We start from the raw sequence: 23,440 nt of genomic DNA on the forward strand, positions 1-23,440 counted from the left end.
ATTAAAATGAAACTCATCATTTCTCCTGCCAAAAAGATGACCGTCAACCTGGATGATTTTGATTACCAAGGGTTACCCGTTTACTTGAAGCAAACCCGGCAATTATTGGCAGCAATGCGTCAATTATCGATCACCGAATTGCAGCAACTCTGGCGGACGAGTGATCGGCTGACCCAGCTTAATTTTGATCAATTACAGAAAATGGACCTAACAAATCGACTGACACCGGCAATCTTAAGTTTTACCGGCATTCAATATCAATCAATGGCGCCTGGTATTTTAACGTCCGCGGGATTGGCTTACCTCCAAAAACACCTTCGAATTCTTTCTGGTTTCTATGGCATTTTGAAACCATTTGACGGCATTATACCTTACCGTTTGGAAATGCAGGCCCGGTTATCCGTTGATGGACACACTAATTTATATACTTTTTGGGGCGATCGCCTTTACCAAGCTTTGCAGGTCTCTGATGATCACGAACCGATCATTAATTTGGCTTCTCAAGAATATGCGAAAGCCATTAAACCATTTTTAAAATCAACGGACACGTTTGTGGAAATAAAATTTGGTCAACTAATTGGTGGCCAATTTAAAGTGCGGGCAACCCGGGCTAAAATGGCCCGCGGTGAAATGGTTCACTTCATCGCCAAAAATCAATTAACCAACATTGCTGGGATCAAAGACTTTGATTCACCCAATTATCGGTATAGTCCTACTCTTTCTACTCATCAAAAAATGGTGTTTATCGAAAAATAAACTGATTCCTAAAAACCGCCTCGCAAATTTGGCAAAATGCCAATTGCGAGGCGGTTCATTTAATTGGTAACTCGAAATCTTAAGCCTTTAGGAAAAAAGTTTTTAGCAGTGCCAGTTACAATTTTTGAGAAGCCGACGGACTGGCCCTGACAAACCAGCAAATACCAACCCTTTTCCAATTGTGGATCCAAAGCAAACGTATCCCCATGAACGTATTTTTGCCAATCAGCCAGTGAAATGGTCAACCGACGCTTGGCCTCATTTGGTTGGACAGCCAGGGCCAGTGCATAACTGGGTTCAAAACGCTTCTTTTTGAACGTTCCCAGCTGTAAACCGCCCCTAACTACTTTAATTGGTCCAAGCGGCGGCGTTTCAGCCGGCACTGCGTAAAGTGTCTCTTTGAAAAGGCGGAGTTGACCGATTGAAAGTGATTGGAACGTCTCAGCGGCAAATTTTTGCCATAACCGCTGTTGTTCAACTGTAAGTGGTGCCCAATTTGATCGGTGATTCTTTTTCTGGCGCTTGGGCGTGGTTATCGGCGATTCTTTAGTGATCGGTTTTCTAAGTTTGGCAATAAAGTGGCCTTCACCGTTAAAATGATGAGGGAAAATTCGCACACAGTTGGTTAAGGCCGGATTATGATCAGCCCAATCCGGCCGGCCGGCGTCCATTCCAGAAGACTTGGCAACGGGTAGAATTTCAAAATTGTAATGATCACTTAACCAAGCCACAATTTGTTCGTCTTCTTCAGGTGCAAACGTACAGGTTGAGTAAATCAATTCACCACCCGGCTTCAGACTCTTAACAGCGTCACTTAAAATTTGTCGCTGTCTGTCAGCACATTGATTTGGATAATCTAATGACCAGTAGGAAATTGCGTCCGGATCCTTACGAAACATCCCTTCTCCAGAACATGGTGCATCCACTAAAATTCGATCAAAGAACTCGGGTAACTGGTGGGCAATGATTGCCGGGGTGCTGTTAGTAACAATTGTATTTTTTAGCCCGAACCGTTCGACATTTTCCATTAGGACTTTGGCACGTTGATGATCAATTTCATTTGCGACCAGTAGGCCGGTATTAGCTAAGTAACTGCCAATGTGGGTGGTTTTGCCACCAGGTGCCGCACATAGGTCTAAAACCCGCTCATAGTGCTTAGGAGCAGCTACCTCGCCAACATACATCGCACTAGGTTCCTGGCTGTAAACAGCCCCACTTTGATGGGCAACTGTCTTACCACTAATGTCACCAGCATAGCCAAAGCGACAATGTGCTAGTGGATGACTCAGATCAACGTCAACCGGTAAGGCAGCCTTTAACGGATTAATTCGAAAGCCATGGTGGACTGGCTGAGAAAAGCTGGCTAAAAACGATTCAGCTTCAGTTTCGCCCAGTAGCTGACGATATTTATTTTTAAACTCCTCTGGTAATTGCATGCAGGATCCCCTCTAAATCAAAATTCGTTGAGTGCTATCATTTTGATCGACTAAAATTAGCCATTAAATGATGATTAATTGTTCATTAAAGTTGCACATTCGTTGACGACGTCTAGTTTTTTCGATATTATTAGTGAATATGCTTGTTAAGGAGTGATAACAATTCCAAAAAAACTAATCGCCCTGGATCTGGATGGCACAACGCTTAATAACGAAGCCAAACTCAGTTCACGGACACAAGCAGTCATTCATCAAGCTGTTAAAGCAGGCTATCTGGTCAGCATTGTCACTGGGCGGCCCAATCGGCTCTCTGAGAACCTTTATGACCAGCTGGCTTTAAAAACGCCAATGATTAATTTCAACGGCAACTTAGGCATTTTACCACATAAAAACTGGCCACGCGAATATCAGTACACCATCGACAAAGAAATTGTCATGGAATTACTGGTAAACCGGCAAAAGTTAGGCTTAAATTTAATTGCTGTTGAAGGCCGTGACTTATTTTTGGCTAACCGGGGAATTAGCAACGGATTTGGATTTTTCCCAAGTGTTTTGCGAGCTAACCAAATTTTGAGCCAAAAAAGTCTCACCGCCAATCCAATTAGCATCACCGTTCAGCTCGAATCCCATGAACAAAAGACTGAACTTTTGACTTACATGAAACGTAATTTTGGCGATCAGATTGACGTCTCACCATGGGGTGGCCCTCATCCGATTGTTGAAATTGCGACCAAGGGTGTTCATAAGGCAACCGGTTTAAAGTTTCTGGCCGACTATTATGGAATTTTGCAAAAGGATATTATCGCCTTTGGAGATGAGGCAAACGACGCTTCAATGATGTCATTTGCCGGGATCGGCGTTGCGATGAAGAATGCAATTGATTCAATCAAGAAAAGTGCTAATGACATCACGGATTATACTAACGACCAAGATGGGGTAGCCCGCTACCTGGAAACCCATTTAGATTTAGCCGTTGCTAATTAGTGAGTAGGCACTACCAGCTTAACGATTCATTTTAAAAACCGTCAACTTAACGAGGCAGCTAAGTTGACGGTTTTTAATTTAGTTAAACTGCATTATTGAGATGCCGATTTTTTATCTACCGGATGAAATTGAATGGTTGCGTGAACGGCTCGCTGCCAACCCGTATATAAATCTGAAGCCAACTCTTTAGGCATTTTAGGATTAAAGACATCCTGTCCCTTCGCAGTTTGCTTAATTTCAGCCAATGACTGCCAAAAGCCAACTGCCAAACCGGCTAAGTAAGCCGCCCCAAGTGCTGTGGTTTCTGAAATGGCTGCTCGACGAATGGGTGTTCCAAGAATATCAGCCTGAAACTGCATCAGATAATTGTTATTGGCAGCGCCACCGTCAACGGCCAGCGTTTTCAAATCCAAGCCGGTCTCAGCTACCATGGTATCGATGACATCCCGACTTTGATAAGCTAAGGATTCCAAAGTTGCGCGAACAAACTGTTCTCGACTTGTGCCACGGGTCAGGCCAAAGACAGCCCCCCGCGCCTCCTGGTCCCAGTAAGGGGCGCCTAAACCTGTAAAGGCCGGTACCACGTACACCCCATCACTACTTTTGGCGTCAATGGCCATTTGTTCCGACTCAGGTGAATTAGTCACCATTTTCATGCCATCCCGTAACCATTGAATAGCCGAGCCGGCAACAAAAATACTTCCTTCCAGTGCATAGGTTACTTGACCCTTAATACCGTACGCAATGGTGGTCAGTAACCCCCGTTTGGAGAGGGTCGGTTGTTGGCCGGTATTCATCACGATAAAAGCGCCGGTTCCATAAGTATTTTTAATCATCCCGCGTTGATAAGCCATTTGACCAAACAGGGCCGCTTGTTGGTCACCGGCAATTCCGGCAATCGGTACTTGGACACCGGAAAAAGTGTACCCAGCGGTGTAGCCATAAATTTCAGATGACGACCGAACTTCTGGCAGGATGGCCTCAGGAATATCTAAAAGTTTCAAGATATCTTGATCCCACTGCAGGGTATGGATGTTAAACAACATCGTTCGGCTGGCGTTGGTATAGTCGGTAGCGTGAACCTTACCCCCGGTTAATTTCCATAATAGCCAGGTATCGATTGTGCCAAATAACAACTCACCTTGTTCAGCCCGCTGCCGAGCCCCCGCTACGTGATCGAGCAGCCACTTAATCTTAGTTGCAGAAAAGTATGAGTCAATGACTAACCCAGTCTTTTCGTGAATCAGGTCATTGTAACCGGCATTTTTTAGCTGGTCGGCTAAATCAGCCGTTTGTTTAGACTGCCAGACAATTGCATGATAAATTGGCTCACCAGTGGTTTTATCCCAGATAACGGTCGTTTCCCGCTGATTGGTTACCCCAATGCCACGCACTTTATACGGTGGCACATCAGCATTAATTAAGGCTTCTGAAATCACAGATTGCACAGCGTTCCAAATTTCATTAGCATCATGCTCAACCCAGCCGGATTTCGGAAAGTATTGATGAAATTCTCTTTGCGCTTTGCCAACAATTTCACCATCACTATTGAAGAGGATCGCTCTTGTACTCGTCGTCCCCTCATCAATTGCCATTATGTATTGCTGATCGTTCATGTAAACGTCTCCATTCTTGTTATTAGTACATTTCGTGTCTTTTACTTTACCAGTATACAATACTCAATTACCCAGGCCAAGCGAAAATAGCAGTGCCTTTGAGTAACCGTCTCCAAAGAATCACCAGCTGACGGATGCCTTAATAGAAAATAAGACCCCGGGTAACCGAACAGATACCCGGGATTCCTATTTGCTTAAATCACGACCTATTTTTCGTCGCTCTTCAAAACACCGCCAACACTGTAACGATTCTTTTGCATTTCGTTTAAGATTACGTGAACGTGTTCGGCCGGTGCACCGGTATCTTTAACAACAGCTGCGGTGACATCTGCAACCAGCGCTTTTAATTGGTCCTGTGATCGACCAGCGATCAGTTGAATATTGACAATTGGCATGAGTTAAATCCTCCATATTTTTACTTTATTTTTTAGCTGAAAAAAGTATACCGTAATTCTTCTTTCCCCGCAATTAAAAATCTAAAGTGATTACTGATGCCACTGTGATGGACAGATTTCAAGAACCATTAAGCCGGTTTTTATGTCAAAAAATGATACAATAAACAGGATCTTAATTCTTAGCAATGATTGGAGATAGAAATCATGTATCCAACAAAATCTTATTCAGCCTGCACCAGTATGATTGTTGGTAAAGATGCCAGCATTAACGGTTCGATTATGATTGCTCGAAATGAAGATAGTAAGGCGGCCTGGCCTAAAAATTACGTTATTCATCACCATCAAGATTTCAGCCAGCCCCAAACTTTTACTTCAAAGGATAACGGGTTTCACATGCCATTACCACAAGTCCGAGCAGCTTATTCCGCAACTCCCGAATGGACCGACAAATTCGGTCTCTTTGAGGAAAACGGCATCAATGAGTACGGCGTTGCAATGAGTGCCACGGAAAGTACGTACACTAATGACCTTGCGCTGGGCGCCGATCCGCTTGAAAAAGACGGTATTGGTGAGGAAGCGATGGTAACTGTCGTCCTGCCTTACATTAAATCGGCTCGCGATGGTGTTCATCGGCTGGGCCAAATCATTGAACATTATGGGACTTCCGAATCAAATGGCATTCTTTTTGCCGACCAGAAAGAAGCTTGGTACATGGAAACTGGCGGTGGTCATCAATGGGTTGCTCAACGAATTCCAGATGACAGCTATGCGGTTATCGCTAACCAAAGCGCCATTCAGGAGATCGATTTCAATGATCCGGAACACTTTATGTGGTCGACTAATTTACGTCAATTTGTTGATGCACATCATCTTAATCCTGATCTAAGTAAACAAACCTTTAATTTTCGTCGAATTTTTGGCACTGCCGATCTTTCGGACACCTATTACAATACGCCGCGAGTTTGGTATGGGTTAAAGATGTTTTCACCATCCCTGGAATTTGAGCCAACCAGCCAGGAAATGCCCTTTATCAGTCGGGCTAATCGGCAACTTAGTCTGTTAGATGTTCAAAACTTTTTGAGCAGTCATTATCAAGGCACCCCCTACGATCCAATTGGTGAGGGCTCTGAGGCGGACAAACACCGCTTTCGACCAATTAGTCTAGCTAAGACGCAAGAAGCTCATATCCTGCAAATACGCCCTTCTATGCCAACATCCTTAGCTGGGATCCAATGGCTGGCAATGGGCGTGGCGGCGCAAAGTGTCTTTATCCCATTTTACGCTGGTGCCAACCAAACGCCGGCAACGTACCAACATGCTCATGGGACTTATCATCCCAATGAAGCCTACTGGATTTATAAATTAGCGGGCGTACTCGTCGATGCTCACTACGTCCAACTAGGGCCTAAATTAAAGGCAACTCGTGAAAAGCTGCGAATCAAGCTACAGCAAGCCGTCCAACAAACCGATCAAGTTGTTTTGGACAGTCATTTAAATGGTCCGGAATTGACGAATTATCTGACAAATGTTAATTTCAAAAATGCTGAAATCGGTCTAGCATCCTACCGTCAACTGATTAGTGAGCTGATTACAACTGCCACCGATTTCTCTCCGCTTAACTTTAAGCAAGACGTCAACCTGTAATCATCCTAATTAATTATCGAAAAATAATCCTGAAAAACCCGGAATCGGTGCAAAATAAATTTGTCCTGATTCCGGGTTTACTACATAGATATCTATTTATGACATTGTTTTCTAAAACGCAAAACAATGTCCAAAGCAAGTTTAGTATTCATCATATTAATAATGAGCCCGATCAAATGAACCGGCAACGCCATTACTCGTCTCAGTCAAAATCGTCGTCAGCAATTTTCGAGTCATCTTAATCGCGTGGTTGGCTGTCTTTTCGTTAGCTGCTTGAAGTGCGGTACTTAACTTAGTCGCCGACAACTCGGCTACCTTTTGATCGACGTGGGCCACTCGTTGATGACCATAGGCCATTAGTTTTTCCTGATATGCTTCAACCTTTTCCATAATTTCATGATAGTGGTCAGCCGCAACCAGTGAAATCAACCGATTTACCCAGTAAGCATTCTGACTATCAACAATCTTAGTGGTATTGCGGTAGCCGACTGGCGTCTCTTCAACATTAGTGAAAAACGGCACCAATTCATTAAATGGATTAGCAGCAAATGCCAGCCATTGAATGGCCGAATATCTTGATGGAACATAAGGTCGTAACTGAATCATTGATAACTCCTGATTCCGGTTAAACCCAATCGGCCGAAATGGCACTTTTTTGAAATCGACGCCCGGTTTAAAGGGATCATAAGGCGTGTCTTGATAATGTGAACTCAAAACAAACTTGAGGTCTTCTAAAGTAATTTTACGATTTGCATGACAAATGAAAGGCAAGTTAGCACTCATTGGTGTCAGCTCATTAGTTGCTTCCGGGTTAAAGTAACGCTGACCGTACCAGGCTCGTGGCGTATTGTAATGATGATCGAGTTGCGTGTCTGATCCAAAAATCTCTCTAAAATTAAAATGATCCGATAAGTTTAGATGATTTTTAGTCACAAACTCTCTTAAATCGCTCGAATACATGAAATGTGCTGAATCAGCAAAGTCAATTTCTTGAATGCCGGTTTGATTAGGCGCAATCACGTAGGCGTTATCCGGGATTCGCTGAGCTGCCCAATGATGGCCACCAGCTGTTTCCAAATACCAAATTTCATTCACGTCAGAAAAAATAATCCCATTAGCTTCATAAGTCCCATACTTTGTCAACAGACTGCCAACTCGTTTGACTCCTTGGCGCGCCGATTCGATATAGGGCAAGGTAATTGTGAGTAAATCCTCTTCACCCAAACCATTTTTAACAAACGGATCAGCCCCTAAAACTCTTGGATTAGTGGTAATCGTTTCAGTGGCACTCATCGCAACGTTGTTTGCGTTGACACCTGCTTCTCCCCAAATGCCCTTTTCAGAAGTCGCATCAGGAACCGCGGTATAACGACTCGGGTGATCCGGTAATTTAATTGAAAATTCAGTTAACTTCGACTGATAATGTTTAGGCTGTTGCGTTGGCTGAACCACTACAAATTTTTTAGGGTTGACCGCGACGCCGGCATCCTCATTTCTGGCAATGATGGTTGACCCATCATAACTAGCATCCTTACCTACTAAAATAGTGGTACATGAACTATGCTTTGACTGCCTCATTTTTCTATTCCAACCTTTCACTTAATCAACTAGTCCAAAAAAGCCCAAAACTTTTATGTTTCAGGCCTTTCAAGTATTTTTCAAATAACTTACTTTTGTGGTGGCTCTTCGTAATCGCCGTTCGGACAAACGATTTGGGTCCCACCTTTGACCTTTTTTTCGACCAAGAAGTGCCCATCCTTTGGGCAGTTTCTGCCAATCGGTTTATCCCAAGAAACAAAATCGCAATCTGGAAAGCGAGAGCAACCATAAAAGACCCGATTCTTTTTTGATTTACGCTCAATGACTTCCCCAATGTGACATTTAGGACAGGTTACACCAATCTTTTTAACGATCGCTTTGGTGTTTCGACAATCCGGAAAGCGAGAACAGGCATAGAACTTACCATACCGGCCCATCTTAACGACCATCGGTGCACCACAAATATCGCAGTTAAAGCCGGCTGGTTCATCTTTAATCTGAACCTTTTCCATATTTTCAGTGGCCGACTCAACTTCCGTAGAAAACGGTTTATAAAATGAATCGACTAACCGAATCCAATTCTCTTTTCCTTCTTCGACTTCGTCTAACTTGTCTTCGAGGTTGGCAGTAAAGTCAACGTTAACAATGTCTGGGAAATATTCAACAATAATCTTGTTAACAATTTCGCCCAGTTCAGTTGGCTCAAATCGTCGACCCACTAGCTTAACGTAGTAACGACGCTGGATAGTTTCCAAGGTTGGAGAATACGTGGACGGTCGTCCGACACCGTTTTCTTCAAGCGCTTTAATCAGCGTCGCTTCACTATAACGGGCAGGTGGCTGCGTAAAGTGTTGATCCGGATTATTAGCGATGAGTTTAACCTGATCACCCGTTTCCAAATCCGGAAGCAAATTATCCTTTTCTTTACCATCACCATAAACTTTCAAGAATCCTTCAAACTTCATCTTGGAACCATTTGCCCGATAAGTGACACCATTTTGTTCAATGGTAACTGTCATGGTATCCATCACTGCCGGTGTCATCTGACTAGCCACGAAGCGTGACCAGATTAACTGATAGAGTCGGAACTGCTCATTCGTTAAATAGGGTTTTAAACTTTGAGGTGTTCGGAAAACTGAAGTTGGCCGAATCGCCTCATGAGCATCCTGAGCGCCTTCAGGCAATTTCCCCTTGATGGGCTTGGTAGCTGCATACTCAGCACCGTATTTTTCGTGTAGGAACGTTGACGCTTCATGTTTGGCAATTGCCGCAATCCGAGTTGAATCGGTTCGCATATAAGTAATCAATCCCTGACTACCGGCTTTGCCAATGTTAATGCCTTCATACAACTGTTGAGCTGCCATCATGGTTTTTCGAGTACGGTAATTCAACTTACGGTTGGCTTCCTGCTGCAGGGTACTGGTGGTAAATGGTTGTTGGGGCTGACGCTTTCTTTCTCGACGCAGTACTTTGGTGATATCAAAGTCAGCATCAGGATCAAGCTTGCTCAACACTTTTTGGACTGCTTCGTTATTCGGTAAGGCTTTCTTTTTACCGTTTAACCCGTAAAAGCTAGCCTTAAATTTACTCTTACCCTTCTTGAATTCTGAATCAATTGACCAGTATTCTTCAGGTTTGAAGTTCTCAATTTCCTTTTCACGCTGAATAATTAGCCAAAGTGCAATTGATTGCACCCGTCCGGCACTCAGGCCCTTCTTAACCTTTTGCCAGAGAAGTGGTGAAATTGAATAACCAACCAGCCGGTCTAAAATCCGACGGGCTTGCTGCGCATCAACCAAGTCCATATCAATGTTTCTGGGATGTTTAAATGATTCCTTAACGGCATCCTTGGTAATCTCATTAAAGACAACCCGATTGTCTTCCTTTGGATCAAGATCCAGAATATGTGACAAATGCCAAGCAATCGATTCCCCTTCACGATCCGGATCGGCTGCTAAATACACCTTTTTAGCTTTTTTAGCCGCTGAACGTAATTCCTTAATGGTATCGCCCTTACCGCGAATTGAAATGTAGTGTGGCTCATAATCATGATCAATATCGACACCCATCTTACTCTTAGGAAGATCACGCACGTGCCCTTTGCTGGCGATCACTTTATAAGAACGGCCCAAGTATTTTTCAATTGTTCGAGCTTTGGCTGGTGACTCGACAATCACCAAATTCTTTTTAGGCGATCGACGTTTCGGTCGTCCTTTTTTTGAACTGGGTTTTGTTTTTGTAGAAGTAGCCATTTTTTCTCCTTTCTTTTTCGGGTTAATATAGTAGATTTTTTTGTTGTTACTGTTCAATTCAAATCTACCACATCATATTGCAAGTATTTTGTGGTGTCAACTAATATATTTCATCCAAGATGTCATTTGGGCTTAAAACCGGTTTGGCTCCAGCAGCGATTAACTCATTGGTACCAGCAGATAAGCGGCTATCAATGCGGCCGGGAACTGCCAATACATTTCGATTATTTTGAAGCGCTAAATTAGCCGTAATCAGACTACCGGAATGGTGTTTAGCTTCGGTTACCAAAATGCTCTCAACCAAGCCGGCAATAATTCGATTTCGTTCCGGAAAATGGTGCCGATAACCGCGACTGTTGCCGGCATATTCACTGAGCAAAAGATAATCACGACCAATTTGTTCCTGTAATACCCGGTTTGAACTTGGATAGGCTATCTTCAAGCCGGTACCGATTATCGCAATTGTTCGTCCCTGATTTGCAATGGCACACTGATGAGCCCAGGTATCAACCCCCTTGGCCAGTCCCGAAACAATCGTCAGTTGCGTCGTGACGGGTCCGGGTAAGAGTTGTCTTAAGATTTCCATCGAATAATCGGTTGCATCCCTGGCACCTACAACACCAAGCATGCGACTCGCCAACAAGTTAATGTCACCTCTGTAAAATAAGGCCAACGGTGGTGCGTAAGCTTCCCTCAATTGAAGTGGGTATTGTTTGTCACAAATGCACAGCCATTTTTCGCTGCCGACTAACTGGGCCACCCGCTGTGGCTGAGTCATCAGCTGATGATAACTATCTGAGAACCGAGTCGCATTTTCCCCATGAATATTGGCAATGTGAATTAATGAATCAGCAGTCGGCACTTCGAAGTGAGTGGCTCGTTGCGAACATAACCACGTGTAAATTTTAGTTTTACCAACAATCCCAATTCCCTGACATAAATGCAGGCGTAGTAAAAAATCTCGTAGAAGCATTCTATAATCAATCCTTTCTCTTAAAAGTAGATACGAAAAAGGAAGAATTAATCTTTTACAAAAAATTTTTAACTGGCGTAAACGTTTTCCGATGAATCGGGGTTGGCCCAAACTTTTTTAAAGCAGCTAAATGATTGGGAGTTCCATAACCGGCATTATGATCAAAATCATACGCCGGATATAATTTGGCATAGTTGGCCATTAAAGTATCCCGGTAAACTTTGGCAACGATACTAGCAGCCGCCACACTGATACTTTTGGCATCGCCTTTAATTAAGCGAAGTTGGTGAATCGGGACATCAATGGTCATGGCGTCAACAATCAGTTCATCAGGTTGGAGAGTTAAGTGTTCAACCGCCTGTTTCATAGCCACCCGAGTCGCCTCATAAATATTTAACTGATCAATCCCAATGTTATCCACCATTCCGATCCCAACTGCCAGAGCCTCACGTTTAATTTGAGGCGCTAACCACGCACGACTATCCGGGGTTAACTGTTTTGAGTCATTCACTGTTATCAAATCAAAGTCTCGTGGCAAAACAACGGCAGCTGCCACAACCGGGCCGGCTAATGGACCGCGACCAACTTCATCAATCCCGGCAATGTAATTAATGCCTTGGTGCCAAAAAGCCTGTTCATATTTAAAACGCTGTCTAAAAGCAGCCTTTTCGAGTTGTGTCTTCTTTAACTGGTTTATCTTTGATCGAACCAGCTGTTGAACGCCCTTTCGCGGATCAGCCCGCAACGTTGTCAATAACTGATCATCCATTGTTGTCACATCTGCCAGCATTACTCGGAGCTGGCGAATTGTAGGCTTAGTCATTTTGATGGTCATCTCCTGGAACATCGAGGGTAAAGCGGCCAAGTTTACCGCCCCTGATATCCTGAATCAACCGATTGGAAGCTCGTTCATAATCGTCACGCATCCCCATTTTCTGGGTAATCGTTAGTAACAAATCAACATCGGACAGCGCCAGATCAGCTTCAGTTAACCGGTAACGACTGCGGAGTGCTTTAGCATTAGCTTCCCGAAAATGGTGAAGGCCAAACAAAGCCACGTCATCGCTGGCATAAACGCTATCCTTAATGGCACCGGTCAAGGCCAACTTATTGGCAACTGCCTGACTTTCAAATTTAGGCCAGAGAATGCCAGGGGTATCCAGCAATTCAAGTTTTTTACCAGCTTTTAACCACTGCTGGCCCTTGGTAACTCCGGGACGATTGCCAACTTGGGCCGCCCGACGATTAACCAACCGATTTAAAACCGTTGACTTACCAACGTTAGGGACACCCACACTAATTGCACGAATTGGCCGCTTTTTCATCCCTTTTTGAGCTTCCCGAGCTAATTTAGCCTCAAGCAACGGTGAAATGATTGGTAATAGATCATTGGTATTAAAGCGGGTTTTAGCGTCAATCGCAATAGCTGGTTGCCGGTGAGTTTGAAAATAAGTCAACCATCGTTGAGTCATGTTTGGATCAGCCAGGTCTTTTTTAGTCAAAATTAAAAGATGGGGCTTTTGACCGGTAATTCTAGCCACCTCGGGATTTTGGGATGAATATGGAATTCTGGCATCGACGACTTCAAAAACAATGTCAACGACGCCGACGTTTTCCTCAAATTGACGAATTGCTTTAGCCATATGGCCGGGAAACCATTGAATCGTTACTGCCATTTCATCACTTCCTTACCGATCTTCTTCATACTGTTTCCAAACTTCATCAAAAATTCCCATATTGGGTAAATACCCGGCATTTTCTTCCAAATATTTTGAAATAGTGTCAAAGTCAGTCAACTGTTTGGGAAATGACTGATCATAAAACGCGTTGTTGGCAAATTCGGCAATCGCATCACGACTACTGGGATTGCGTTTTGTCATTAAAAATTGGTAGAACGTTTTTTGCATCTTATTTATTCACCTTGTGATCCTTTCGGCAGGATAATCTCAAAGGCAAAATTCCCCTGACCCTGCAAACTAATTTGACGAGCACGATAATTCAAACCGTGCCGGCTCATATGTGTAATATCCAGGACAATTGTTTTCTTATCAGGAATTAACTTAACCCAATGAGGTAATTTATAAGCTTTTTTGACATTAAATAACACGAAACTGATTGGAACTAGGAACCGTCCTAAGGCCATTCTGGTCGCATGAAGCTCGATATTACCATTTGATAAAACTTTAGGCGTAAAAAACATTGAATAGTCAACATCGGTCCCTAATAGCTTGATCGATCCATAAACAATTCCTTGGTTGGCAACTTCAAAATGATACTTCGTCCGGCCATTATTTTGGGTTTGGAGTTTGTTTAAATAATATTGGGAGAGTCGGTTTAACTGTGCCTTATTCATTGAAACGGAAACGGTCTGGTTTTTTTCGGTCCTAACCGTCTGCGATGATAGTTTAACATTCGAAGACATGTGGATGGCGATAATTAAGCTGCCCATGCCAATAATGAGTAAGCCGATCAATGTCCAAAATGCCGTTTTCCAAAAATTTCTTGGCCGTTTTTCAGCCCTTCGTCTGGTCTTAATACCCATCACTCCTTAAGCCAACTTAAATGTTGACACATTTTTCGATATAATAAGTTAGTCATTATTTGATAGCCGGTTCGGTTAGGATGGAAATGATCCTCAGTCGATAAATAGCGATTAGAGGTATTCCCCTGGCCAGTCAGCAACTTTTCTAACTGGTTGGCTCCCAGAGTTTGATCACCGATTCCACTGGCACGCTGCTTCAATTTTTCACGAGACTTAGCGGTTCGATATTGACCATCTGACAGCTTTTTATTAATTGAAATAAAATATGTCCTTGACTGTGCCTGAACCACTCGACTAGTGACTCGATTATTTAACTGAATCGCTTGATTGATAAACGAGACTTGAGGGAAGTACACATAGACTGGATTATAGATGCCAAAAACAAAGATGTGAACGCGCTTATTTAACCGTCGAATATTGGTTAATAGCCTCGACACCCGTGTTTGATAAGCTGTTGCATATTGCTGTAACTTAGCCGATAAATCACGTCGAGTCTGGACAGCTAAATTAGCTTTCAAAAAGTGCAACATATCATTTCCACCGGTTGTTACCGTAATGACGTCGGCCCGCCTAATATTATTTCGTAATTTAGGAGATGAAACCACTCGATGATTGATCTGGTTAGTGGTCTCGCCTGAAATGCCAAAATTAGCGGCCGTCATCGTAATATGGTGGGTTGAATGATTTACCTTTTGACGAATCAGATTTGGATAACCACCCTTCCCAGGATGATCGCCTACCCCATACGTCAGAGAATCACCAATTGCTGTTAAATGAACAATTTTCGGTTTTGCCGGCTGATGGGCATTAAATTGATTAAAAGCCCAAAAACCACCCGTTACCAAAATGACCAGCCCAATACAGACCATTATCAACCAGCCTTTTTTGGTTTGTTTTTGTCGATGTTTCAATAAATCACCTGCTCAAGTCTAAATTAATTCTGCCATACTCTAACACAAAAAGGGTTGCCAACAAAACTTTCCAGTTTTGCGCCAGCCCTTCAAGCTCTCAACCCGCTCATTCGGGATCACTGTAGTAAATGAGTGCGAATGCACCCTCACCTGTGTGTGTTGCAATGATGGGTGATGTTATTTGGTACAGTAACGGAACTTCTGAAAAGTTTTCTCGAAGTTTAGTCACCGTTTCCTTCAAAATCTTGGTTTCTGTCACGTAAGAAATGCCGATTTCTCTTAACGCGGGTGTTTGTTTCATTTCACTAATGATTCGACCGAAGAATTTTCTTAATGATTTATCACCCCGGCCCTTAGAAACAATCTTTAACTTCCCATCAGTCACTTGCAATCCCAATTTAATATTTAAAAAATTAGTAATTGCACCAGCCACTGGATGTAACCGACCACCTTTAACAATATTATCCAAAGTCATGACACAAAGATAAAGTCGTGTATTTGCCCGAATTTTGGTAATTTGATCAATAATTGTCGATAAATCGGCACCTTGTTGCGCCAACTTGGCAGCTGCCAAGACCTGAAAAGCCAATCCTCGATCGGTACTTTGACTATCTATCACGGTGACGTCACTGGTGCTGAGTGTTGCAGCCTGTTCTGCGGCATGAACAGTCCCACTGATTGCAGCCAACATATTAAGGCAGAGGACTTGACTACCATCCTCACCAAGTTGATTAAACACTTCAATGAACTTCCCAACCGGCGGCTGACTAGTTTTTGGCAGTGCTTTTGCGGCCAACATTTTAGGGATAAATGTCTTATTCGTAATTGTCTCCCGTTCAACGTAAACGGTTTCATCAATCATGACCGTCAAAGGGACCACTGTGATTTGATATTGATTAATTTCTTCATCTGTTAATTGTGCAGACGAATCTGTTACAATTTTCACGTTTGCCATTAGTGCCACTCGTTTCTTCAAGTAATTTTGAAAATAAGCAAGTCTTATTATATCAGAAATCTTTTGCACTAACATCTCTGTTTAAAAAATCACTCGCTAAAGTCAAATTGTGAATTAATTGGTTTACTTTCAAGTTACTTTAATCGCTCAAAAAGCTCAAAAGTGTGTGGGTAAGGATTCTTTTCATCCACTTTTCCTTCAGTTACCCGAAGTCGTTTAAAATGAGCATAATCAATTTTCGGCATGTACGTATCACCAATAAATTGATGATGAATTTTAGTTCGATATAGGCGATCCACCCGGTCCAAAAGTTGGCTAAATAGATTCGCACCACCCGTTACAAAATAATTTTCACCAGGATTAGCCGCCACTAATTCACAAAGCTGAGGGATTGATGAAACAACTAAAACCCCATCTGGAAAGTGACCGTGACGGGACAACACAATATTTTGCCGACCAGGCAACGGCCGATTATAGCTTCGAAACGTTCGCGCACCAGAAATGATGGGATGACCCATCGTCGTTTTTTTGAAAAAGGCCATATCAGCCGGTAAGTGCCAAGGTAATTTGCCGGCTGCACCAATGAGCCCCTGTTCGTCTTCTGCCCAAATATAAGAAATCATCACTTGGCTCCTTTAATTATTTGATAGTCTTAAACGGCAACCGGTGCCTTAATCGTTGGATAAGGATCATAATTTTTAACTTTAATATCAGCCATGTCAAATTGATCCAAACGGGTCTTTTCCGGATTCAGCCACAGTTGCGGTGCCGGGTGTGGTTTGCGAGTCAGTTGTTCTTTTACTTGATTAATGTGGTTCAAATAAATATGAGCATCCCCTAACGTATGAACAAACTCACCCGGTTGTAATCCGCATTCCCGGGCAATTAATGACGTTAAAAGTGCATAACTGGCAATGTTAAACGGCACACCCAAAAAGATATCGCCTGACCGTTGATATAACTGGCAGCTTAATTTGCCATCGTTAACGTAAAATTGAAACATCGTGTGACAAGGTGGAATGGCCATGGTTGGAATATCTTCCGGATTCCAAGCAGACACAATTAACCGACGAGAATCCGGATGAGTTTTAATCATCTCAATCACGTTTTTAATTTGATCAATTGTCTGACCAGTTGACGTTTTCCAAGCGCGCCATTGACTCCCATAAACCAGACCGAGATCGCCATACTTTTTGGCAAAGGTTTCATCATCCAAAATCATTTGGCAAAAACGCTTTTTTTGAGTTTGATAAACCTGATTAAATGCTGGATCCTTTTGAGCACGATGTGAAAAGTTGGTCATATCCGGGCCTTGATAGTCATCGGATTGAACATATTTTTCAAAAGCCCACTCATCCCAAATATGATTTTTGTGCTGAAGTAAGAAACGAATATTGGTATCGCCTCTTAAGAACCATAATAATTCACTCTTGATCAACCCAAAAGGGACCTTTTTAGTTGTTAGAAGTGGGAAACCCTTAGCCAAATCAAACCTCATTTGATAGCCAAACGTGCTGATTGTTCCGGTGTGAGTCCGATCCGTTTTTTGGTGACCATTTTCTAAAACATATTTTTCTAAGTTTAAGTAAGCATCTTCGAGCATGTTGTCTCCTCCTCATCGTTTCTATTCAGCAAACTTGCTTAAATATTCCCAACGTTTCATCTTTTGATCAATCTGTTTATCAAGTTGATCTTTTTGCTGCTGTAAATTAGCCAACTTATCGTAATCGTCACCGTTTTGTTGCATTTGATCATTCACAGATGATTTTTGAGCTTCCAAATGATCAATATCATCTTCTAAGTGATCATATTCTATCTGTTCGGCATACGTCAACTTTTTCTTTTTGGGTTTTGCTTCTGAAGTGTGAGTTGTTGGGGCTGTGTTAGTCGACTGTTGTTTGGCTGATTTTTGCTGACTTGCTTTCTTTGAAGATTGAACTTTCGCTGCCTTCAAATAGTCTGTGAAACGGCCTCGATGTTCCTCAATCACACCATTGCCCTTAAAGATCAACAAACGATCTGCCACCTTATCCAGAAAATAACGGTCATGAGAAACGGTAATGACAGTTCCCTTAAATTTAGAAATATAATCTTCAAGAACCGTCAAAGTAGCGATGTCCAAATCATTCGTTGGTTCATCCAGAAGTAGGACATTTGGTTGTTGCATTAATAGCTTTAGTAGATACAGCCGCCGCTTTTCGCCCCCAGATAATTTTCGAATCAAGGTGCCATGCATAAAACGTGGAAACAAAAATTGTTCGAGTAACTCCGCCACGCTGATTTTTTGGCCATTTTTGTCGGTGACCTGTTGACCGATTTCACTTAAATAGTTAATAATGCGCTTATCTTCGGGAATTGGTTCGGTTAACTGGGTATAATATCCCAACTTAACCGTTTCGCCAATTTTAATAATGCCGGAGTCCAGTTTCCTGCGACCGGCAATCACGTTTAGCAAAGTTGTTTTCCCAGCGCCGTTTTCACCACTAATCCCAATTCGTTCGTTTGGCTGAACCAGTAAATTGAAATTTTTCAAAATCGTTTGCCCGTCAATTGCCAAATTAGCATCTTTAATGTTAATGACTTCTTTGCCTAATCGACTTTGTCCCAACGAAATATCAACATCCTGGTCCAGTTGAAGTGTATTGACATTCTTTTTCAACTCATTAAAGCGGTTGATTCGTGCCTGTTGCTTGGTTGAACGAGCCTTGGCACCAGCCTTCATCCAGGCCAGTTCGGATTTGTAAAGCTGCTGGGTCTTATGCTGAGCATCAATTTCGCCTTGAACTCGGGTAGCTTTTTTCTCAACATAATCCTGATAATTACCTTGATATTGATACAACTTGCCAAATGAAAGTTCCCAAATTTGATTAGCCACTTGATCGAGAAAATACCGATCATGGGTTACAACGATCAAGGCACCCTTATAAGCAGCTAAATACTTTTCCAACCAGTCAATGGAATCAAAATCCAAGTGATTGGTTGGTTCATCCAACAGCAGCAAGTCTGGTGATTGAATCAGCACTTGGGCCAGACCAACCCGGCGTCGCTGACCACCGGAGAGTTCTGCTACTTTTTGATGGTAATCTGTAATTTTTAATTGACTTAAAATGGTTTCAACATCACTTTGCGCATTCCACGCATCGTCCTCGTTCATCTTGGCCTCAGCCTTCGTAAAGCGATTAAGCGCACTTTTATCTTCCGGATGGGTTGAATATTGATCCAGCGCATCTTCGTAATTTCGAATTGTTCGATAAATCTTCTGAGAACCGGAAAAAACAGCTTCCATAATTGATAAATGGTCATCTAACTTCGGCTCTTGGGTTAAATAACCAATCGAATAGGACTTAGATGTGACAACATTTCCCGTAAAATCATGATCATGCCCAGAAATTGCGTTAAGCAATGATGTTTTTCCGGTTCCATTTGTTCCAATTAACCCGATCCGATCCTGCTCATTTATTAAAAAATCCAAGTGATCAAAAAGTGTTTTTTCACCATAGGTTTTGGTTAATCCTTCAACCCGCATTGTTTCCATTTATTCATCATTCCTTATTCAATGCAATTGCAGCAGCAATTAATGCTGAACGCTGATTTTTAACTTGACCAAGTACAACTGCCCTTTCCAACTCTGCTAAAGTTTTACCGAGTTGCGGTCCCGGTGACAAGATTTTCTGCTTAATTAATTCACCACCGGTAATGTTCAGTTGCCTTTTATCCGTAATCGGCAATCGGTCATAGGCCCTGAGTAAGTCATCTAAATTGGCGTTGAGTGAACGTGACAGGACGTCGACAGCGTTTAAAACGTTTTGTCGGCCTGCCCAGTATAAATTAAGATTGTTAACTTTTTGAGACTTGATTTGAAAAATCAGTTCAGTAGTTAGTATAACATCATTGATTATTTTATTGGCAGTCTTCCAATTCTTTAAAAACAATGCGATTTGCTCCCGTTGAAATCGGAAGTTACTAGTAAACAATGACCAGACTTGAACTTCATTTTTTAAATCAAATGGGGCGTTCGCGATCTTTTGAAGTTCGATTAAACGACTGGTAAACCCCGGAACGTATTGATAAAGATGACTTTTAATCATTAATGTCAGGCCATTTTGAGCATCCTGACCGAGCATCATCTTCACAAATTCCGTGTGAATCCGTTCCACCGCAATCTTTTTTAACAATTGACTGTGATCGTAAATGCCGCTCAGGGTTTGCGGCTCAATTTTAAAGTTTAATTGGCTGGCAAACCGGACGGCGCGCATCATTCTGAGGGCGTCTTCATTAAAGCGTTCCTCTGGATTGCCCACTGCCCGAATGATTTTTGCTTTCATATCTGCCAAACCACCAAATAAGTCCGTTATCTGACCATCTTCGCTTAATGCCAAAGCGTTAATCGTAAAATCCCGTCGCTTTAAGTCTTCCTTTAAAGATCGGACAAAAGTCACTTTATCAGGCCGCCGATAGTCCTGATAGCCGGACTCCGTTCTAAATGTCGTTACTTCATAACCGGTACCATGATCCAGAATCATCACGGTGCCATGTTCAATGCCGGTATCAACAGTGCGCTTAAACAGCGCTTTTACCTCACTCGGATAGGCACTGGTTGCAATATCAACGTCGTGAATTGGTCGATTCAATAATGTATCACGAACTGAACCGCCGACAAAGTAAGCTTCATAACCCGCAGCTTCAATTTTACGAAGAATCGGCAGTGCCAGTTTAAATTCATTGGGAATATTTTTAATTCGCACAGTATCGCCATCCATCTTGTATTTGTTCACTAAACAAGTTTAACAGATAATCGAGAACGAAAAAAGTAAGTTAAAATGACAGTGTCAAGAGAAAAATCTTGAAGTACTATGACATTCTGATGGAAAGTTTTATTCAAAAAGATTGCCTTTTATCCTACTGCCTTGCTATGATAGATGTTTGTGATAATCATCGATTTTAACCCGTATTCCAAAAACATTACTCAACCACAATCACGCTAATTTAGGAGGAAATTATGGCGAAGAAAGCAAAAAAATTTCAACTTGATATTTCGGCACTCGATTTATTGATTATTGCCCTTGGATCAGCAATCTATTCATTTGGCATTGTCTTTTTTAATATTTATAATCACTTGGCAGATGGGGGCGTCACGGGAATTACCTTAATCTTAAGAGCGCTGTTTCATCTTGATCCGGCCTATTCAACGATCCTGGTCAATATTCCCTTATTTGCCATTGGCTATCGATATTTAGGCAAAAAAGATATGTTGTATACATTATACGGCACTGCCATGTTGGCAATTTTTCTTTGGATTTGGCAGCGAGTCCCAATTGAAATCAATATTCAACATGATCTTTTACTGGCCGCAATTGGCGCCGGCTTATTTGGTGGCTTTGGGTGCGGCATTGTCTATCGGTTTGGCGGTACGACCGGTGGTGTCGATATTGTGGCCCGTTTATTTGAACGTTTTAGAGGCGTTCAAATGGGAAAAACACTCTTAACCATTGATGTCCTGGTTCTACTTTCTTCATTAATTTATTTGGATGTTCGCCAAATGGCTTATACACTTATTTACGTTTGGATTTTTTCAATGATTGTCAATTTTACTCAACAGGGAGCTTATGCCGCCCGGGGGATCTTAATTATCAGTAATCAATCGGCCACTATCTCCGAAGCTATTATGGAACAATTAAACCGAGGCACGACATTCTTAAAAGCTGAAGGCGGTTATTCTCGCAAAGATAAGAAAATTGTTTACTGTGTTGTTTCACCCAGCGAATTACACACTTTAAAAAAGCTGGTAGAATCAATTGATAAAGAAGCTTTCATTTCGGTGATGGAAGTTAACGAAGCAATTGGTGAAGGCTTTACCTATAAACGACCCAAGAAATTTAAGCTCCTATAGTGATACCAAAGAAAAGCCGGTCAGACAGGTAATGAACGTCCGACCGGTTTTTTCATTGATTTTAAGGTTTGACTTTGGACCTAACTGGCTGATTGAACGACTGGTTAATCAATAATCTTCGTCTTCTTCATACATTGAGGCCATTTCCAAGTCATTGGGAACTAATTCCAAATAATGCTTAAGGTAAGATCGTTCCTCTTTTATGTGCCCATTTTCTCGATAAAACAGGGCGGCATGCTTGAGAAAATCCGGATTATCGTTTAACTCGTGGCTTGCCAATTCATAATTTTTGGCGGCTTTTTGATAATCACCAGTATCTTGATAAGATTGGGCTAAATTATAAGCCAAATGAGCATCAAAAACGTGATCCTTAACCAAGGGTTCCAGCAATTTTAAATTGTTCTGAGATTGCTGATGAGTGACATACCAATCTGAAAGCAGGCTCAAAATTTCCATATCCTCCGGCGCAATCTCGTGGCCCTTTTTTAAATAGTTGAGTGCCATTTCGTCCTCGCCAGCCATCGTCGCAATTTGGCCGGCTTTTTGCCATATTTTTTCATTGAATTGATCAATTGAAATCCCCTCTTGAATGGTTTTAAGAGCATTATCTATTTGCTTTAGTTCGACATAGGAATCCGCTAAATAAGGATAAAGTGAACTATACTGGGGATCGCTGTCTCTGAGATCAACAAAGGTTTCAACCGCTTTTTGGTAATCTTTTAAATTAAAATACGTAAAGGCCAATTCGAACTTCACATCACTTGTCATATGAATCGGCTTAATCTGTTCCAAATATCCCAACGCCTGTTCAAATTTACCAATTTCCGCATAGGAGACACCTAACCGCTCCACCAAATTAACGGCTGACATTTCCAACGTCCCGGACTTAATGAGATTCAGATAGAGATTAATCGCTTTTCGATAGTTGCGGGTGTTGAAATAAAATTCAGCCAACGCAAATGTAATCACCGGTTCGTTAGGAGCGATTCTCTGCGCCTCTAAGAGCTTTTGCTCACTCACGTCAAAGAGACCTTGAGTTTGATATAAATCGGCAGAGACCATCAAAGAACGAACATATTCGGTAGATTGAGTCGAAATCTGAGAAAGATAATTCAAAGCTTGGTCATCATGATCTGCATCAATGGCTAATTCAGCCAAATTAATTTTTAGCGAGTCATCAGTTGGATACTTTTTGAGTAATTGTCGATAAATAGTTTGAGAATAGTTGGAGAAGCCCAACGAATAAAGCTCTTCGGCTAACGAATACAACATATCATCCGAATCGTTTGTTAATGCTTTTTGATATGATTTTTTAAAATCATCAAGTTGACCATGTTCAAGCTGGTCTAATGCGGTTTGTGAATAACTCATAAAACTCCTGCTACTGAAAATATACCTGAATGTATACCCAGATTTTTCCTGCTTCATCCTATCCCACCTCGACATAAGCTCTCTACTATGGTTGATATGATAGTCCACAAGCGTCAATTCCCGGCTAGCCACCGGTACATACTTTGTTGCCTGTTTTAGTAGGCTAAAACAAAGTT

21 protein-coding genes are annotated in these 23,440 nt (G+C 42.1%); 4 read left to right on the plus strand and 17 right to left on the minus strand.

The genetic code is table 11. From position 1 onward, the window contains the following. The first annotated feature begins 6 nt into the window (after positions 1–6). Complete coding sequence (gene yaaA / locus ED605_RS14170; protein WP_121979540.1) at positions 7–756, plus strand: peroxide stress protein YaaA; 750 nt, start codon at positions 7–9, stop codon at positions 754–756. 59 nt (positions 757–815) lie between these two features. Here the strand turns inward: yaaA and ED605_RS14175 are convergent, their stop codons facing one another. Next, on the minus strand, positions 816–2,192 hold the full coding sequence (locus tag ED605_RS14175) for an RsmB/NOP family class I SAM-dependent RNA methyltransferase (protein WP_121979541.1): 1,377 nt from the start codon (positions 2,190–2,192) through the stop codon (positions 816–818). A 153-nt stretch (positions 2,193–2,345) separates the two neighbouring features. Between ED605_RS14175 and ED605_RS14180 the strand changes: the two genes are divergently transcribed. Beyond that, on the plus strand, positions 2,346–3,176 hold the full coding sequence (locus ED605_RS14180; RefSeq protein WP_121979542.1) for a Cof-type HAD-IIB family hydrolase: 831 nt from the start codon (positions 2,346–2,348) through the stop codon (positions 3,174–3,176). A 92-nt stretch (positions 3,177–3,268) separates the two neighbouring features. On the opposite strand, the gene glpK is transcribed toward ED605_RS14180, so the two are convergent. Continuing rightward, positions 3,269–4,792 carry a glycerol kinase GlpK gene (gene glpK, locus ED605_RS14185; protein WP_121979543.1) on the minus strand — a complete coding sequence of 508 codons (1,524 nt, stop codon included), beginning with the start codon at positions 4,790–4,792 and terminating at the stop codon, positions 3,269–3,271. 206 nt (positions 4,793–4,998) lie between these two features. After that, positions 4,999–5,187 carry a 2-hydroxymuconate tautomerase gene (gene thmT, locus ED605_RS14190; RefSeq protein WP_121979544.1) on the minus strand — a complete coding sequence of 63 codons (189 nt, stop codon included), beginning with the start codon at positions 5,185–5,187 and terminating at the stop codon, positions 4,999–5,001. Between the two features lie 204 nt (positions 5,188–5,391). On the opposite strand from thmT, the gene ED605_RS14195 reads away from it, so the two are divergent. Beyond that, positions 5,392–6,831, plus strand: a complete 1,440-nt coding sequence (locus ED605_RS14195; RefSeq protein ID WP_121979545.1) for a C69 family dipeptidase — start codon at positions 5,392–5,394, stop codon at positions 6,829–6,831. A 156-nt stretch (positions 6,832–6,987) separates the two neighbouring features. On the opposite strand, the gene ED605_RS14200 is transcribed toward ED605_RS14195, so the two are convergent. From ED605_RS14200 to ED605_RS14260, 13 genes are all read right to left on the minus strand, one after another. After that, positions 6,988–8,409: a C69 family dipeptidase gene (locus ED605_RS14200; protein ID WP_121979546.1), complete on the minus strand. Its 1,422-nt coding sequence runs from the start codon at positions 8,407–8,409 to the stop codon at positions 6,988–6,990. An 89-nt stretch (positions 8,410–8,498) separates the two neighbouring features. Further along, entirely contained in the window at positions 8,499–10,622 is a 2,124-nt protein-coding gene (topA, locus tag ED605_RS14205) for a type I DNA topoisomerase (RefSeq protein WP_121979547.1), read from the minus strand. Between the two features lie 100 nt (positions 10,623–10,722). Next, positions 10,723–11,595, minus strand: a complete 873-nt coding sequence (dprA, locus tag ED605_RS14210; protein ID WP_121979548.1) for a DNA-processing protein DprA — start codon at positions 11,593–11,595, stop codon at positions 10,723–10,725. A 55-nt stretch (positions 11,596–11,650) separates the two neighbouring features. Then, positions 11,651–12,418 carry a ribonuclease HII gene (rnhB, locus tag ED605_RS14215; RefSeq protein WP_121979549.1) on the minus strand — a complete coding sequence of 256 codons (768 nt, stop codon included), beginning with the start codon at positions 12,416–12,418 and terminating at the stop codon, positions 11,651–11,653. Further along, positions 12,411–13,271, minus strand: coding sequence for a ribosome biogenesis GTPase YlqF (ylqF, locus tag ED605_RS14220; RefSeq protein ID WP_121979550.1), 861 nt, complete (start codon positions 13,269–13,271; stop codon positions 12,411–12,413). Before ylqF ends, rnhB begins: the two co-directional genes overlap by 8 nt. A gap of 12 nt (positions 13,272–13,283) precedes the next feature. Next, the gene (locus ED605_RS14225; RefSeq protein ID WP_121979551.1) at positions 13,284–13,502 is read right to left on the minus strand and encodes a YozE family protein; all 219 of its coding nucleotides are present in this window, start codon (positions 13,500–13,502) and stop codon (positions 13,284–13,286) included. Positions 13,503–13,507: 5 nt separating this feature from the next. Further along, entirely contained in the window at positions 13,508–14,137 is a 630-nt protein-coding gene (locus ED605_RS14230) for a YpmS family protein (RefSeq protein WP_121979552.1), read from the minus strand. Next, positions 14,137–15,048 carry a GDSL-type esterase/lipase family protein gene (locus ED605_RS14235; protein ID WP_121979553.1) on the minus strand — a complete coding sequence of 304 codons (912 nt, stop codon included), beginning with the start codon at positions 15,046–15,048 and terminating at the stop codon, positions 14,137–14,139. Before ED605_RS14235 ends, ED605_RS14230 begins: the two co-directional genes overlap by 1 nt. Positions 15,049–15,154: 106 nt before the next feature. Further along, positions 15,155–16,003, minus strand: coding sequence for a DegV family protein (locus tag ED605_RS14240; RefSeq protein WP_121979554.1), 849 nt, complete (start codon positions 16,001–16,003; stop codon positions 15,155–15,157). Positions 16,004–16,137: 134 nt separating this feature from the next. Continuing rightward, positions 16,138–16,626, minus strand: a complete 489-nt coding sequence (locus ED605_RS14245; protein ID WP_121979555.1) for a dihydrofolate reductase — start codon at positions 16,624–16,626, stop codon at positions 16,138–16,140. A 29-nt stretch (positions 16,627–16,655) separates the two neighbouring features. Beyond that, positions 16,656–17,606 (minus strand): thymidylate synthase, encoded by a 951-nt coding sequence (locus ED605_RS14250; protein WP_121979556.1) that lies wholly within the window; start codon positions 17,604–17,606, stop codon positions 16,656–16,658. A gap of 21 nt (positions 17,607–17,627) precedes the next feature. Then, complete coding sequence (locus ED605_RS14255; RefSeq protein ID WP_121979557.1) at positions 17,628–19,538, minus strand: ABC-F family ATP-binding cassette domain-containing protein; 1,911 nt, start codon at positions 19,536–19,538, stop codon at positions 17,628–17,630. A 7-nt stretch (positions 19,539–19,545) separates the two neighbouring features. Beyond that, on the minus strand, positions 19,546–20,763 hold the full coding sequence (locus tag ED605_RS14260) for a CCA tRNA nucleotidyltransferase (protein ID WP_121979558.1): 1,218 nt from the start codon (positions 20,761–20,763) through the stop codon (positions 19,546–19,548). Between the two features lie 239 nt (positions 20,764–21,002). Here ED605_RS14260 and ED605_RS14265 point away from each other — a divergent pair, with 239 nt between their 5' ends. Next, positions 21,003–21,893 (plus strand): YitT family protein, encoded by an 891-nt coding sequence (locus tag ED605_RS14265; protein WP_121979559.1) that lies wholly within the window; start codon positions 21,003–21,005, stop codon positions 21,891–21,893. A gap of 108 nt (positions 21,894–22,001) precedes the next feature. Here the strand turns inward: ED605_RS14265 and ED605_RS14270 are convergent, their stop codons facing one another. Further along, positions 22,002–23,264 carry a tetratricopeptide repeat protein gene (locus ED605_RS14270; protein WP_121979560.1) on the minus strand — a complete coding sequence of 421 codons (1,263 nt, stop codon included), beginning with the start codon at positions 23,262–23,264 and terminating at the stop codon, positions 22,002–22,004. Between the last annotated feature and the right edge of the window lie 176 nt (positions 23,265–23,440).

This window comes from Lentilactobacillus raoultii (genome assembly GCF_900411375.1).
GTDB lineage: Bacteria > Bacillota > Bacilli > Lactobacillales > Lactobacillaceae > Lentilactobacillus > Lentilactobacillus raoultii.